Origin of the sequence: Lachnoclostridium sp. (genome assembly GCF_031997925.1) — a bacterium.
GTDB lineage: Bacteria > Bacillota > Clostridia > Lachnospirales > Lachnospiraceae > Lachnoclostridium.
The window spans coordinates 49,023-65,159 of sequence record NZ_DAMADT010000026.1; the positions used below are offsets into that span (position 1 = coordinate 49,023).

Annotated in this window: 11 protein-coding genes; 2 read left to right on the plus strand and 9 right to left on the minus strand. The window is 37.7% G+C overall.

Features of this window, described 5'->3' with window-relative positions:
- Positions 1–153: 153 nt before the first annotated feature.
- The 8 genes from RTP52_RS15210 to iorA form a co-directional block, all read right to left on the minus strand.
- On the minus strand, positions 154–525 hold the full coding sequence (locus RTP52_RS15210) for a NusG domain II-containing protein (protein ID WP_312372291.1): 372 nt from the start codon (positions 523–525) through the stop codon (positions 154–156).
- 121 nt (positions 526–646) lie between these two features.
- A complete protein-coding gene (locus RTP52_RS15215; protein WP_312372293.1) occupies positions 647–3,325 on the minus strand; it encodes an exo-rhamnogalacturonan lyase family protein in 2,679 nt (892 codons plus the stop codon).
- A gap of 163 nt (positions 3,326–3,488) precedes the next feature.
- Positions 3,489–6,809 carry a sugar-binding domain-containing protein gene (locus tag RTP52_RS15220; protein ID WP_312372295.1) on the minus strand — a complete coding sequence of 1,107 codons (3,321 nt, stop codon included), beginning with the start codon at positions 6,807–6,809 and terminating at the stop codon, positions 3,489–3,491.
- A 523-nt stretch (positions 6,810–7,332) separates the two neighbouring features.
- Positions 7,333–7,767 carry an ACT domain-containing protein gene (locus tag RTP52_RS15225; protein WP_312372297.1) on the minus strand — a complete coding sequence of 145 codons (435 nt, stop codon included), beginning with the start codon at positions 7,765–7,767 and terminating at the stop codon, positions 7,333–7,335.
- A 14-nt stretch (positions 7,768–7,781) separates the two neighbouring features.
- A complete protein-coding gene (locus RTP52_RS15230; RefSeq protein WP_312372298.1) occupies positions 7,782–9,080 on the minus strand; it encodes a phenylacetate--CoA ligase family protein in 1,299 nt (432 codons plus the stop codon).
- A 19-nt stretch (positions 9,081–9,099) separates the two neighbouring features.
- On the minus strand, positions 9,100–9,507 hold the full coding sequence (locus RTP52_RS15235; RefSeq protein WP_312099956.1) for an ACT domain-containing protein: 408 nt from the start codon (positions 9,505–9,507) through the stop codon (positions 9,100–9,102).
- Between the two features lie 131 nt (positions 9,508–9,638).
- Positions 9,639–10,214 carry an indolepyruvate oxidoreductase subunit beta gene (locus tag RTP52_RS15240; RefSeq protein WP_312099957.1) on the minus strand — a complete coding sequence of 192 codons (576 nt, stop codon included), beginning with the start codon at positions 10,212–10,214 and terminating at the stop codon, positions 9,639–9,641.
- Between the two features lie 13 nt (positions 10,215–10,227).
- Entirely contained in the window at positions 10,228–11,967 is a 1,740-nt protein-coding gene (iorA, locus tag RTP52_RS15245) for an indolepyruvate ferredoxin oxidoreductase subunit alpha (RefSeq protein WP_312372299.1), read from the minus strand.
- 276 nt (positions 11,968–12,243) lie between these two features.
- On the opposite strand from iorA, the gene RTP52_RS15250 reads away from it, so the two are divergent.
- Together RTP52_RS15250 and RTP52_RS15255 are read left to right on the plus strand one after the other, a co-directional pair.
- On the plus strand, positions 12,244–12,741 hold the full coding sequence (locus tag RTP52_RS15250) for a putative ABC transporter permease (protein WP_312372301.1): 498 nt from the start codon (positions 12,244–12,246) through the stop codon (positions 12,739–12,741).
- 350 nt (positions 12,742–13,091) lie between these two features.
- Complete coding sequence (locus tag RTP52_RS15255) at positions 13,092–14,618, plus strand: sodium:solute symporter family transporter (RefSeq protein WP_312372302.1); 1,527 nt, start codon at positions 13,092–13,094, stop codon at positions 14,616–14,618.
- A 140-nt stretch (positions 14,619–14,758) separates the two neighbouring features.
- Here the strand turns inward: RTP52_RS15255 and RTP52_RS15260 are convergent, their stop codons facing one another.
- Complete coding sequence (locus RTP52_RS15260; RefSeq protein ID WP_312372303.1) at positions 14,759–16,072, minus strand: phenylacetate--CoA ligase family protein; 1,314 nt, start codon at positions 16,070–16,072, stop codon at positions 14,759–14,761.
- Between the last annotated feature and the right edge of the window lie 65 nt (positions 16,073–16,137).

The window sequence follows — 16,137 nt, forward strand, 5'->3', positions numbered from 1 at the left end:
TACCATTATAGACTATCTTAGTCCCACCTTCAATGCTATAGTATCTTTTTCGTGTTAAGAAGTTGTTAAAAAAACTCCTGGATTCCAAGTAGGTAAATCGGATTCCAAGAGTTTACATATCATGACATTTTATTGCGCCATAGCATCTGTTTTTTATTGCACTATGGCATCTGTTTTTGCTTGCTCCCCTTCGGTAACTTCTACGATAATTTCATTTGGCAGACAAATAATCATATCGTTTTTGTTATGAATTTCTAGATGGTTTACACAAATCTGGTCGGGGCATCCGGCACTTTCCATTTTTGCATATCCATCTTCTATTTTTAATACGCTATCCCCATGTCGTCCTGGTATGATTACTGTTTGATTTTTATATAACGAATATGTGCCGTAGGTCTTCCCTTCAACCTCTACAACAACTTTACCATTTTCACTAACTTCACCTGACATCAACCAATAGGCTAAAAAACTTCCACCCGCTATCACTAATAGTACTACCAGTAAAATAATATCCTTTTTCTTCAAAATCGTAACCTCTCAATAAAGTATATTTGCTAGCTAAGTAACCATTTATCAAAGGTATAGGAACCTAGCATTTTAAACTTTTCTCACTGATTACTAGGATAAAGGAAAACTTACTAAAAAGTCAACCCCCAAAAAAGCTTTCTGGTAACTCCTCTGGAATTAAATCTAGCGCCACAATCACATTCAGACACCATTGGGACATAACATTGGTTGAAACACTAGACATCTCCTGTAATATCTCCTGATTTCCTGCGTGATATACAGAGTTGATAGCAAATACACTGTTTTTTGCTTCAGTAGACAAACACTCTTTTAACTCTTTCCAGACCTTTTTTGCCAGTTCTTTATCTTGATAATAAGTAGCACCATAGGCTGCCATGGCTGCTGCCATATAAGGAAATGTAGAGATTCTATCTTTAATTAAGCCATTGGTAAATGCCATCTGCTCCTCATGGTCCATATAATAGAATCTTCCAAAGTCAGCAAGCATCTGATTCCATTCTTCATCTTCTAATAACTGCACCAGCTCAAACCAGACTTGCGGAGCACCCATACAGATAATCAGATGAAATCCCCCTGTTGCCTGTTCTCCAATATAACGAAGATGACTACTCTCTGGGTCATACTCAAAATCAGAGCCTGAGATTAAGCGTAGTGGTGCATTTTTCAAATCCTGAATTCCTGTCAGTATCTTCTCTTTATAGGCCTGATTTTGAGTTCTCTCCCATTCTGTCATCCAGTTCGAGGTAAAGGTTGACCAATCAGGACCAGTACGTGCATGTGTTTTATAAACCATTTCCTCTTTATGAAAGAAATGGCGAAGCGGATCAAGTTCTAAAAGAGCAGAATCTCCATCCTTGACTTCATTAAAGATATCACCAAGACGATAATCTCCTGTAAGATAGTAATAAAACCGATGGTGACCTGCCATTGCTATACGAGCTTCTTTACAAGAACACCCCCAATGCCTTACATTATGTCTGGAACCTATGCCTTTATATGGCCCAAGGTGGTAAACATCTACTTCAGAACAGTGACGTACCATTGCTTCTGCCATGGTAAATATGTCTTCTCTTCCAGTTCTTAAGAAGGAATACCACAGCCAAAGAGTCGGAACAAGTTCTGTATTCTGCCATGCATAGCCACCCATATCATAACGCCAGCAATGTCGTATTTTATCATAGGTATGCATCACATCCCCATAAGAAAATAATCCGTACCAGTTACGTACTTTGATTTCTTCAAGGTAAAATTCTAATCCTTTCTCTAATTGGTCTTCTAACCACACTTGTGCTTCATTCTCTCTTTTTCTTAAACTCCAGATTCCAAAAGCACCAAGTTCATGGTAATATTCAGGACTTGCTATGTAAACACATGGCTTTTGAACTTGTTTAAAAAATCGTTCCATCCACTCGTCTGACGGAATACCAGTCGCAATTGCAGTTAACCGAATTTCATTTGTATTAGCGATACCATATGGGGTAGCACCCATCTCATCAAATCCCTCATAATAAGTTTGCGAATATCCTGTAGTCGTATAGTGCCTAAAATCCATTGCTTCAACTTCCGGTGACCAAAACCAGACTGTCGCACTTGCCTCCTCATTATCAAGGTCTTTCACCTGGTAAGTGGAAGGGTACTTCTGCCAGAAATCTTTTAAACCGATTGCAAATCCTCCCTCTTCATCTGACACCGCTACAGTTCCTTTTGCTTTAATTCCATGAAGCCCCTCTATGTAACAGCACTCCTCCTTGCTTATTTTCTTTTTCACCACATAATGAGTTGCACTATCTTGACAAAGCACATATTCTCCCCATATTGGAATATGTTCCTTCGCTTGTATCGCCTCCGGTGTATCCTTTTCATTTAAGCGAAGAACTTCCCCCTTCATCTGGCTTTCATAAATAGAGATAGGGACTCTTGGATGCCAAGTAAGAAGCATTGCAAGGCTTTCATGGAAGCAACCATAGTCTGTACCAAATTTAATATGACGGTTATAACTTTCTCCTTTCATCTGGCGGTAGAAGCGTACTCCGATTCCCTTTAAGAAATCTTTATTTTCATCACCATCATAAAGAAAAGTATGAGTAAATACGATTTCTGACTGATTCTTTCCTATCGTCATACGAAGAATAAACGGAAGTACTTCCCTTTTAGTAATTGCATGCTGATGGATTCCGGTTATTTTAATTACACAGCGAAGTGGCCCGCACTCCTCAATCTTTGTCTCCTTGATAACACCAAGATAAGGAACTTCTCTTTTTATGGCCACATCATCTTCTATGCTTCTTTCTTCTAACAGGGCAACAAGTTCTGCTTTTTCTACAGCCTTACATTCTGAGGTATAAAATTGCTCGAACAGCTTTGTACCTTTGTTCCATATTCGAACACTAGTGGTACCTGCTTGAACAAACAGACTATCTTTCTCTTCCGTGATTAATATATCTGTATTATCATTACCGCCTGCTTGCTTTGTGTCTCTTTCAATAATCTCTTGCTTATTTCCTTCCTCTGATAATGTAGAGTTTGTTTCCTTATTTCGATGGTCTTTTAAAACAGTTTCTACTGTTATTAATTCACTCATGCCATCACTATTTGCCGTATGGGCAGCCCATTTTACTGTCCCATCTGGCCAATATGCTGTGATTCGTGATTGAACAGGGACATTACTATTATCCTCATTCATCAATATGAATTTTGCTTCAGAGGAAACCTCACCTTTTCCCCAATAGCTTCCAAACGTTGTTAAACCACCCTTTTCCCTGTTCTCCATCCTATGTAATTGCATCTGTTTTACCATTGTTCACTCCAATCTCGGATTTTTACATCCGTACTAAGCTTAACAAGCTCCCCGCCATAAGTTACGATATCATCATATTATTTGGTGTAGCAATGAAAATGCACTTTACGAACTATTCTATGTCTTAAATGATTCTATCATTGTTTCACACACACTCATTTCTTTAGTTTTCTATATCCGTGGTTGCACTCTTTACATCTGCTATCTGATCTTTCACTGCACCCTTCCATGTTCCAAGCCTTTCCTTTGTTAACAGAGTTAGGCAGGCAATCGACACATACGGATCGGAATACGCTCCTACCGTTTGATGCCAACCGTCTTTTTCAAGATGCCATTTTGTCACATGCTCTCCCCCAAATCCAGAACATACAGTAAATCGGATTGCATCCGTAGTCACTGTTCTAGGAAAGTCTATAGTCTTCGGAGAAAACGAACTTTTCAATTCCCCTTCACATAAAAATTCCCAGCAACCTTCCTTTCGATATTCCACTTGATATCCTTTGATGTCTCCCTCGTGTTCTCTGTGATTCTGTCTTGGAACATAGTAGATTCCATAGAAAGAGTGCACATTTGGCATTTCCAATCGTATGTGAGCTGGATGTCCTTTGATTAGCAAATAGTCTTCTGCATTACCGTTGCATATTACCTTAATATCCTTCGTTTCATCCTCTTCCAGTACCGCAGAAACCTTCAGCAATTCCATCGTATGATTGTTATGATAGATGGCTTTTATATCTTCAAATAAGATACTTTCTGTCGGAGCAAATTCCTCACTGTCCATATAATGAAGGATACTTCGAAGAAGTGTAGATGTTACCAGTGATCTTCTTTCCTCCACTTCTAACTTAAAATCCACCGTAGTCATAAATAGACTTCCATTCCCAACTTTAGCTTCTAGCATGAGTGCCAATGGATAATTTCGATTCCAGTCATCTATTACACGAATGATTGGAGTAAGTTCTCCACCGAAACAACTAAGATTGATTCCGCGTACGCCATCTAAGATTTCCTCCCACTGCCATTCTGCATAGGACTCGGTTGGAAACTGACGAAATACCGGGTGAGCAGGATCGCACATAATGCCTAAGCCTCTCGCCCAAGTTGGCCCCATCTGTGCATTCCAAAAGACAGGTTTGAACTGTAATTTCGGGCAATCATAGCTTAGAGAATCTGCGCTCGGATTAAATAAAACTTTTTTCCCTTCTTCCAATGCCCCCTTTGCTACTTCCCAATCTTTCGTATAAAAAACTTTGCAATATTCTTTGGATTCTTTGGATTCATTGTAAATATTTTGATAGCTCCATAATCTCCAGCTATTAACAAAATGTTCTCCTTCTTGTGTCTCAATGCAAACACAAAGCTCATAAACAGAAGACTTCTGATTGCTTGGCAGCGTAACCTTTATAGTACCCACCTCAATATTCTTTCCGATTGGAATATCAAATCTTTTTAGGATACCTTTCTCAATTAACGTAGTCCCTTCTCTTAGTTCGTAGGATACCATAGCTTGATTCAGTTCTGCTTCTCCAAAATGGCTGATTTCAACAGAAGCTGTGACAGTCTCTCCTACTTCATAAACATACTTAGGAATCCTTGCAAGCGGTACTGTCTTGGAACAAAACCGCTTCCATTCCTTTGTACTGATATATCCTTTCTCCCCCCAAAAAGCATCCAGTACGCCAACCAAGGCAGTTCCCTGACCAAGATAGTCATGTAGATCCAACAATTCAAAGCCATACAAATGAGGCGTTCTAAGATTCGCTTCAATCTCTTCTTTATACATCAAACTCTGTAATTTACCAGAGTGGTATTGAAATTCTTTGGAGTACTGTTCCACTCCATGTGCTTTAGCAGAACCTCTAAATACTTCAAAATTACTTGGAGACAGATATCCTGTAAACTTATCAATAATAGAAAAATCAGGATAAGAACACCATTGCCCTAGTTCATGGCAGATAACCGGAAGTTTTACATTCTTAAGAGACTCTCTGTAATCCGATCCTTTCCATCCCGCAGAATTTCTTATGGTTCCTCCCGGTTCTAAACCAAAGCCAGAACGATGGAAATAAAGATAATCAGTGCCTTTCACCTGGTCAGGTTCGATTGGATATGGCCAACCTGATTGAATCGTATATAATTTTCTGGAATCAATCGTTTTACAATACTCAACAAACTCTGTCAAAGGCCCTAACCATTCTCCTTTTGGTTCATTGGTCGGAGAAAGCATCACAAAGGATGGATGATTTCCGAATGCACGAAGAATTCTATCTGCCTCCATTTTTGCAACCTCTAACATCGAATCTCCAGGCTCAAAACTATTCCACATTCCGCATTCCACCTGAAGATAAATTCCTTCCCTATCAGCTGCCACAAATGCAGCTTCTGGTGGACAATAAGAATGAAAGCGCATAAAGTTTAGCCCCCATTCTTTTAATACCTTCATAATTTTCTGCCAGAATTTCAAACTACAATTAGGGTATCCTGTTAAAGGATAATCTCCTCCAAAATGTGTCCCTCTAAAATATGTTGGGCGATGATTTACAAGAAATAGTCCATTTTCTGAGTTTGCCTGTATAAAACCGAATGTAACCTCTATAGTTTCCGTACCATAAACACTCGTTAAGGATATGGTTTCCTTCAAAAGGTTCGCGCAAAACTCGTCCCAAAGTTTTGTATCTTGGTTATAGTTCTTCGTCAAAGTTACAAGTGTGACCCCTTCCTGGCACATAACCGTAAGTCCAGGCTCCATGCTATGAGAAGAAGTTTGCAAATTTCTCTCGTTTTCACTCCCTATTGCAATCGATGCCTTCTCTGTTTCTTTGGTATGGTTTTGTATTGTTACTTCAAAGGTGGCTCTCTTACGATCTATATCCGTAAATACTCTCACCTCTTTAATAGCAACTGCCAAATGACTATGTAACTCAACCCTTCCAGCCATCCCATTCCAACCTGCCGAAAGTGCATCGGAAACACCATGTCCATCGGGACGGTAAGGAAGTTGCATACTATTATCTAAGCAAATGGTAAGCTTATACTCTTTCTTTTCTAAAAAACCAAGAGAAAATTCATGTGGAGTACACAAGCTAAAATCATCTCCAAGGTACGTATCATCACACCATACATGGCTTCTCCATCTGGTATTTTCTATGTATAAGGAATACCATTTTCCCTCTATGATATCTTCTAGCTTGATTGTAGTCTGATACCACGCCTTTCCGCGATAGATTTTTGGTGGCTGGCTTAAAAATGGGATACTGACCTTGTCTTCATTTTCATACTGATACTCTTCTCGTAGATACCACAGAGGATCACTTAATCCTTCCACCCATTCAGTCTGGCGGGACACCTCTTCTCCAAACCCATGTTCCTGTAATACTCCAGGAATACGAATGCAATCCTTAAATTTCTCTCTTTCCCAATGATTTGTAATACCTTCATTTTGGGGGTCAATTCTAAACTTCCATAGTCCATCTAGTGCAATCATACTAACTCCATTTCTGCGTAATCGATCCCGCTTTTATTTTTACTTTCACAATAACTTTCCTTTCATACGTACTTTCCTCAAGAATGGAATTTATTTATGAAAGGAGAAGTTACTTCTAGAAAGTAATACTAACCTTCTGTCGTTTATCATTCTATCGATACACCTTACTTTTGGCAATAATCATTATATTACCCCAGTCTTAACTATGATTATTTTGCGAAGGAAATCATGTAATTCATTGCTTTCTTTCGCATTTTTTAATAGAAGAAAATGATTATTCTATTTCTACCCTTTAATTAAATAAAAAAGCTGTCACAAGAAAATATTAATTTCTGTGACAGCCAAACCTATTTCTTCTCGTGGAGATACTTTCCAAGAATAACCCTACAATATTTTAATACCAAAAAAGTTTCGAGCATTCGTATAATTTAATTTCTCCGAAATCTATGCTATAGATAAATCGATGTATAAGTAAATCGACAGAGAAACAGCGATAGTCGCTAAAAGAAGAAAGGGACTTCCCTTATGACGTTAAATTGTTAATTGTATACGCTGTTTCTTCCTCAACTAGTTCAAATCCATGTTTAGAAAGGAATTGCATCCCTTTATTAATATCTGATATTTTAATTACCATCGATGCATTCTCATTTGTCGCTAAAGCATACATATATTCAATATTAACATCATCCAATACCTTTAGCAGCTCATGTAGCATCCCTATTTTATTTGGCAGCTTTACTGCTAATACATCGGTTAACATTGCTGAAAATCCTGCTTCCTTTAATACTCTTTTCCCTTCCGTAGGATTTGACACTATCATACGCAGCAGACCATATTCACTTGTATCTGCTAAACTCATGGAGGTAATGTTTATCCCATTATCCTTCAGGGTTTCTGTTACTTTCTCCAGTCTTCCTGTTCTGTTTTCAATAAATACGGATAATTGTTTAATTGCCAAAATAAAACCTCCTTCTAGATTAATTTACGTTTATCAATTACTCGCTTTGCTTTTCCTTCACTTCTCTCTATGGTCTTTGGTTCTACTAATTTAACCTTAACCGAAAGACCTAACGCTTGTTGCAATACATATGCAATTTTAAGTGTGAGATGTTCTAATTCTTTAATCTCATCGGAGAAGAAACGTTCCTCCACTTCCACCCATACTTCTAAAGTATCCTGATGATTTACTCTATCGACAATCATCAAATAATGAGGACTTGTTTCTCCAAGTTCTAAAAGTGCTGTCTCAACCTGTGATGGGAAAATGTTAACGCCTCGAATAATTAACATATCATCCGTACGTCCTTTAAAGCGTGAGATTCTTGCAAGTGTTCTACCACATTCACACTTCTCATAATTTATGCTTGTTAAATCCTTGGTGCGATAACGAAATAGTGGTAGGGCTTCTTTCGTTATCGTTGTAAATGCCAACTCGCCTAACTCGCCTTCCTTGCATGGTTCTAAGGTATCTGGATTTAAAATTTCTGGAATGAAATGATCCTCATATACATGAAGCCCTGCATGATATTCACAGTCTGCTGCTACCCCAGGTCCCATAACTTCACTAAGTCCATAGATGTCATGTGCATTAATATGAAGACGTGATTCAATTTCTTTCCTCATGTTTTCAGTCCAAGGTTCTGCACCACAAATTGCCGCTTTTAACTTAATCCGGTCAATCGTTCCCTCTTCTTCTAATACTTCTATTATATGTAATAAGTAGGATGGAGTACATGCAATCGCAGTACAACCAAAGTCCTCCATCATTGTAACTTGCTTTCTGGTATTTCCAGATGACATTGGGATAACAGTTGCACCTAATTTTTCCGCTCCATAATGTAGTCCTAAGCCACCAGTAAAAAGACCATAGCCATAGGATACTTGTATCTTATCCTCTTTTCCTAACTGGGCCATAGCTAATACTCTTGCAACACATTCCTGCCAATTTTCAATATCTCTTCTGGAGTAACCAACTACAGTCGCTTTCCCAGTGGTACCTGAAGAAGCATGAACACGTACAATTTCCGACTGCGGTATTGCAAAAAGTCCAAATGGATAGTTATCACGTAAATCTGTTTTTGTTGTAAAGGGAAGCATATTTAAGTCTTCGATTCCCCTTATATCACCCGGCTCTAAGCCCATAGACTGCATTTTCTTTCGATAGAATTCCACATTATGATAAACCCGGTCTACCATCTTTATGAGCCGTTTGCTTTGGAGATTTTGCATTTCATCACGGCTCATGCATTCCTTTGCTTCGTTCCAAATCATTCGTGCCTCCTCCTAATAATTAATCGATTACACACACCTTATTATCTCGTAATACTTCTTCCGCCTTCGTCATATCATTGATACTTAGTACCATTAATGGTGCTTTTTCTCCACGAAGTACAAAGGAATAGATATAATTAATACTTAGATTGTGGTCTTCTAAAATAGCGAGCACTCGATTCAAATCCCCTGGCTTATCCATTAATTCAACTGCAAGTACATCTGAAACTTTAACCGCAAACCCCTTACCAGAAAGTACCAATTTTGCTTTTTCAGGTTCATCTATGATAATTCGTAAAATACTAAAATCTGGTGAGTCAAATACAGAAATTGCTCGTAAATTAATACCATTCTCACTTAATGCACTTGTTACTTTTCTAAGACTTCCTACTTTGTTTTCAACAAATACAGATAACTGTTGAATCATACGAAACCTCCATTCTGTCGCAATTTTGCGAATTTGGACAACAGTACAAATTCGTGTGTGAAGTTATAGAATTTCTTAGGTGGTGTCTTTTGGCGCCTTAGAAATTCTCTTCACACTTCCCCCTTGAAGTTTTATTGATGCATCTCATAACCAATTAGGAAAGCATCTTTATTGATATCAATGGTCTTTGGCGGTACCGTATGCTCAATTACAGTAAGCCAATCATCCTTTGTAAAATCCATATAAGCCGCTGCTATACCAAGAACTATGATATTGAATACCTTCGGGTTTCCAAGCTTCTTCGCCTCAGTCATTGCATCCACTCTTAATACCCTATTCTCTTTTTCAAGATTCTCTATGATATTTTCTGGATATACTGCATTTCCAATCACTACTGGCATAGGATCAATTCTTTGATCATTCACAATTAAAACACCCGACTTCTTTAAGAAATGAGAATAGCGCATTGCCTCTAAGCGTTCAAATGCAATTAAAACGTCTGCCTGACCTTCCTCTACGATTGGCTCATATACCTTATCTCCATAACGAACAAACGTAACAACGCTGCCTCCACGTTGTGCCATACCATGAACCTCTGAAAGCTTAACATCATAACCTGCATTCCTAGTAATTCCACCTAAAATTCGGCTGGTAAGTAAGGTACCCTGACCACCAACTCCAACTATCATAATATTTTTTGTCTCCATGGTGATTTTCCTCCTATCTTTCCATCTGTTCTATTGCACCGAACTTACATTGTTCAAAACATAGATTGCATCCATTACACATGGTATCATTGATTATCATGACACCATCTTCCTTCTTTGTAATTGCAGGGCATCCAGGTTTTAGACACATTCCACACTTTTTACACTTGATGGAAACTACGTTACACTGTGTTTTACTTAATTTTTTGTTTAGAAGTACGCAAGGAGCTTTGGTAATTATTACTGAGATTTCATCTTTCTCTACTTCTTCTTTTACAACCTTTTCTAAAGCTTTGGTATCAAAAGCATTCACTTCGATAACATTATTAATTCCGAGAGAACGACATAAATCAGGAATACTGATTGCTATCGTTTCTTCGCCCATTAGGGTCTTTCCAGTTGCTGCATGCTCTTGATGTCCTGTCATCCCTGTTGTAGAGTTATCTAAAATCATCACAGTTCCTGTTCCTTTGTTATAAACCATATTAATTAAAGAATTTATTCCTGTATGCAGAAACGTAGAATCACCAATGACAGCAACCCATTTCTTTATGTATTCTTTTCCCTTTGCTTTCTCCATACCATGTAAGGTACTGATACTAGCCCCCATACAGACCGTAGTATCAACAACATTTAATGGAGCTACAGCACCAAGAGTATAACATCCAATATCACCAGCCGCATGTACTCCTAATTTTTTTAATACAGAGAATACACTTCGATGTGGACATCCTGGACAAAGAACCGGAGGACGATTTGGGACCTGCGCTACTGGTTTTATCACAATTTCTTCTTTCTTAATTGCTTTTCTTAATAGGTTAGCACTATACTCTCCTTGAACCGTAAGTATTTCCTTACCAATCGCTTTGATTCCCCATGATTTAACTTGTTCTTCAATGACAGGATCTAATTCTTCTACTATGTACAAATTTTCGACAGAAGCTGCAAATTCTTCAATCAACTTTCTTGGAAGTGGGTTAACCATACCAAGTTTAAGTACCGATGCTTCGGGTAGCGCTTCTTTAACATACTGGTATGGAATACCGCTTGTTATAACACCAATATTTTTATCATTAAATTCAATCCGATTTATTGGAAAATCACAGCCTTCTTCTATCATTTGTTTCGTACGTTCTTCAACTACAAGGTGACGAGCTTTTGCATTTCCTGGCATCATTACATTTTTGGCTGGATTTCTAACGTAGGTTTTGTCTTCCACCTCGATTCTGTCATATAAATTAACCATTCCCTGAGAATGAGAAAGTCTCGTTGTTGTACGAACAATTACTGGCGTATCATATTTCTCACTCATATCAAATGCAAATTTAATAAATTCTTTCGCTTCTTCACTATCGGAGGGTTCTAATACCGGAACCCCTGCTGCTCTTGCTACCATTCTGGTATCTTGCTCATTTTGTGAACTATATAATCCAGGGTCATCCGCAGCAACGAGTACTAATCCACCATTAACTCCAGCATACGAAATAGTAAATAAAGGGTCTGCGGCAACATTCACACCAACATGTTTCATAGAAGCAAGAGCTCTTACACCGCTAATTGAGGCACCAATGGCTACCTCCATGGCAACCTTCTCATTTGGCGACCACTCACTGTAAATTTCTTTATACTTCACTATATTCTCGCTAATCTCTGTGCTCGGTGTCCCAGGATAAGCTGCTGAAACTTTCACACCAGCCTCATATGCACCTCTTGCGATTGCTTCGTTGCCTAACATAATTTCAATCTTTTGCATGTTACCTACTTCCTTTCTTTCATCTTTTCCATCTTACTTATTATGTTATAATTATACATTTTGTACTTGTTTTATACAATAGTTGCCAAGAATTCAGATAAGTCCATTCTAAGTCTTAATAAATTATTAGAATTCCATTAGGCTTTCCTTACATCCATGGACACTTATGTTTTTACAGCATATAATACAAAATAATCATAAATTCCCCATATTTGGAACATGAAAATTTATGAAGGTTTTTATTAAAAAAATAATTTTTACAAAGGAGAGAGTCCTATGTGGTATGTAAATAACATGATATGGCTTTTTATATACAGTCTCTTTGGCTGGTGCTACGAAACAATAGTTTGTTCCATACAAGCAGGTGAATTAGTTAAGCGAGGTTTTTTATGTGGGCCATATCTTCCGATCTATGGATTCGGAGCCCTACTTATTATTCTGTGCCTACATAAACGTATGAATAAAGCAAACATATTCTTACTTAGTATGTTAGTTACAACAGCGTTAGAATATGCAACTTCCCTGGTACTTGAACTATTATTTAACCGCCGATGGTGGGATTATTCTAACTATACCATCCAGTTAAATGGCCGTATCTGCTTGCTAGCATCCTTATTGTTTGGAGCTTTAGGAGTTCTTTTAGTAAAATACATCCATCCACGACTGAACTATCGGACGGACCTTATACCGAAGAAAATCAGAGTAATCTGTGCATCTTTTTTATTTGTTGTAATGTCTGCTGATTTTATCTTTTCCGTATTACGTAACCTATAATTATATTGATTTCTGCATAGCATAAGGTTTATTTTAATCACTTATCAGCAAAACTTAAGCAAAATCTTAATGCTTATTTACGCAACTTAAGCTTTAATTTTAGTGCTTATCTGCATAACTTAAGCTTTAATTTTAGTGCTTATCTGCATAACTTAAGCTTTAATTACTATACCTATCTTAATAACATAATCTTATATATAATGTCTGAATCAATCAAACGATAATCAGATGTTCATAGTTTGATTCTTAGTTGACATGCCTTCCATATTTTGGTATTATCACTTTAAAGCGCAACGCTTTATAGCGTTAAAGCATTGAGCTCATTATACCATAAGACGGAGGGTAATTTTATGTTTGTCAAACTTGTTATGCTCTTTATTTTTTTCGGAGTTATGATTTTTGTTGGCATATATTCCAGAAAACACACAAAGAATGTAGCCGATTTTGTACTAGGTGGTCGAAGTGTAGGACCTTGGCTTACCGCGTTTGCATTTGGTACCTCTTATTTTTCTTCCGTAGTTTTTATAGGGTATGCCGGAAGATTTGGTTGGGATTTTGGTATTTCTGCTACATGGATAGGCCTTGGAAATGCTCTAATTGGTAGCTTATTTGCATGGATTATACTAGGTCGTAGAACCAGAGTCATGACAAAGCATCTTAATTCACAGACCATGCCTGATTTTTTTGGATCACGATATAAGAGTAAAGCAATCAAAATTACTGCTTCTGTTATCGCTTTTGTATTTTTAGTACCTTATACCGCATCAATCTATAATGGATTATCTCGTCTATTTGGTATGGCATTTGATATACCATATGAAATCTGTGTTATCGTAATGGCAACTTTGACTGGAGTGTATGTCATTTTAGGTGGTTATATGGCGACCGCGATCAATGATTTAATCCAAGGTATTATCATGCTTATTGGTATTGTAGCAATTATAGTAGCTGTCTTGAATCAAAAAGGTGGATTTCTTGACGCAATCTATCAACTTGCTACATTCAAAAGTGAAGCTACCGTGACACTTGGACAGCCTGGTGCATATACCTCTTTCTTTGGTCCAGACCCTATAAACCTACTTAGTGTAATAATTCTTACTTCATTAGGTACTTGGGGTCTACCACAGATGGTACATAAGTTTTATACAATTAAAGATGAAAAAGCAATTAAAACTGGAACAATAATTTCCACTTTATTTGCTGTTGTTGTATCTGGTGGTTGTTATTTTCTTGGAGGATTCTCACGCTTATTTGATAATGGAAGTATAAGAAATGCGGATGGTAACGTAATTTTTGATAGTATCATTCCTTATATGATATCCTTTTTACCAGATCTTTTGGTTGGTATCACAGTTGTATTAGTATTATCCGCATCGATGTCAACACTTTCTGCCCTTGTTTTAACCTCAAGTTCCACCTTAACTTTAGACTTTCTAAAAGAAACCTGTTTTAAGAGGATGACGACAAAAACTCAGCTAATTCTTATGAGAATCTTAATCGCAGTTTTCATTATCGTTTCCGTTGTACTAGCACTTGACCCTCCGAAATTCATAGCCGAGCTTATGGGTATCTCTTGGAGTGCTCTCGCTGGTTCCTTCCTTGCACCATTCCTATATGGTCTTTACTGGAAGGGAATTACAAAAGCAGGTGTCTGGTCAGCCTTTTTGGTTGGTGTCGGTGTAACTGTTACAAACTTAAAACTTGAGTTCTTCTCTTCTTCCATTGTCGCTGGCGCTTTTACCATGTTATTAAGTTTGGTTATAGTACCAATCGTAAGCTTAATAACACCAAAGTTATCAAAAACATCATTGCTTGATATGTTCTCATGTTACCAAGAAACTGTAATTGTTTCTAAAAAAGAATCTTTAGAAGAATAAACACTGTGACGAACGATATTTCCTTAGAGATATGAATTTATCTTTGAGACTTATCGTTCGTCGTGCTACATATAAAGCACAATCTGTTGATCGAAACTTGATTTTAATTCCGAACAATATACTACCTATGTACAAAAGAACTAAAACATAACGTCCTTTCTTAAATCAGTTACACGTCTTGCCTTACCTTCAAATCGCTGTAGACTTCCTGGAGCCACAAGTTTAATCGTAGCATCTAACCCTAGTACAGTCTTGAGCTGATTTCTTATCTTCTTTTCTAAACCATCTAATAAAGAATAAGAATCTAGCAAGGTATTATCAATAATTTCAACTTGAATCTCCATAGTATCCAAATGATTCATACGATCAACCGTTATCTGATAATGCGGGCCAATCTCAGGTATCTTTAACATGGCTTCTTCTATCTGAGATGGGAAGACATTGATACCTCGAATTACTAACATATCATCAGTACGACCATATAAATTTGCCATACGCACGGTGGTCCTGCCACACTTGCATGGTTCATACATTAGCATCGTTATATCACGAGTACGATACCGGATTAACGGAACCGCTTCTTTCGTAAGGCAGGTAACTACTAATTCCCCCTTCGACCCTGGAGGTAAGACTTCTTCCGTATCCGGATCAATGATCTCTGGAATAAAGTGATCTTCGTTCATATGCATACCACAAAGATATTCACATTCTCCTGCAACACCAGGTCCACACAGCTCACTCATACCATAATTTTGAGTACAGAGAAAATCCTCGCCCCAAAGCTTATACATCTCCTGACGCATTGGTTCCGTCATACCTTCCCCACCAAATAATCCAATCTTTACGTTTAAATCTTTCTTAGGATCAATTCCCATCGAAAGTGCAACTTCTGCAATATGTAATGCATAAGAAGGTGTAGCTACTAATAGTGTCGTACCAAAATCTTGCATAAACATAATTTGCTTTTTGGTATTCCCAGATGAGGTCGGGCATACACTTGCTCCCATATTTTCTAAACCAAAATGCAATCCTAGTGCACCTGTAAACATTCCGTAACCAAAGCAAATCTGTGCTGTATCATCTTTTGTAGCACCACCCATACAAGCAATTCTTGATACATTATTCGTCCAAACTTCCATATCATTTTTGGTATATCCAACCACAGTTGGCTTTCCTGTTGTACCTGATGAGGCGTGAATACGAACTACTTCATTTTTGGGAACTGCAAACATTCCAAATGGATAGTTATCACGAAAATCCTGTTTTAAGGTAAATGGTAGCTTCTTTAAATCTTCTAACGATGTTACATCTTCTGGTTTCAAGTCAACTGCATCCATTTTCTCATGGTAAAATGGTATCTTTTCGTAGACACGTGCGACGGTTTCCTGAAGTCTTTTTAATTGGATTGCTTCTAACTCACTTCGGGACATTATTTCTTCTTTCGCCCAAATCATGTTGTATCCTCCAATACTTCCTTTCAAAATTTTTGGTGAACTACCGACCCTCTAAAACTAGTCAG

Excerpts from the sequence above, each read along its gene's own strand:
- RTP52_RS15215 (WP_312372293.1), bottom strand. The coding sequence starts at position 3,325 with ATGGTAAAACAGATGCAATTACATAGGATGGAGAACAGGGAAAAGGGT.
- RTP52_RS15220 (WP_312372295.1), bottom strand. The coding sequence starts at position 6,809 with ATGATTGCACTAGATGGACTATGGAAGTTTAGAATTGACCCCCAAAAT.
- RTP52_RS15230 (WP_312372298.1), bottom strand. The coding sequence starts at position 9,080 with ATGATTTGGAACGAAGCAAAGGAATGCATGAGCCGTGATGAAATGCAA.
- RTP52_RS15235 (WP_312099956.1), bottom strand. The coding sequence starts at position 9,507 with ATGATTCAACAGTTATCTGTATTTGTTGAAAACAAAGTAGGAAGTCTT.
- RTP52_RS15240 (WP_312099957.1), bottom strand. The coding sequence starts at position 10,214 with ATGGAGACAAAAAATATTATGATAGTTGGAGTTGGTGGTCAGGGTACC.
- iorA (WP_312372299.1), bottom strand. The coding sequence starts at position 11,967 with ATGCAAAAGATTGAAATTATGTTAGGCAACGAAGCAATCGCAAGAGGT.
- RTP52_RS15250 (WP_312372301.1), top strand. The coding sequence starts at position 12,244 with ATGTGGTATGTAAATAACATGATATGGCTTTTTATATACAGTCTCTTT.
- RTP52_RS15255 (WP_312372302.1), top strand. The coding sequence starts at position 13,092 with ATGTTTGTCAAACTTGTTATGCTCTTTATTTTTTTCGGAGTTATGATT.
- RTP52_RS15260 (WP_312372303.1), bottom strand. The coding sequence starts at position 16,072 with ATGATTTGGGCGAAAGAAGAAATAATGTCCCGAAGTGAGTTAGAAGCA.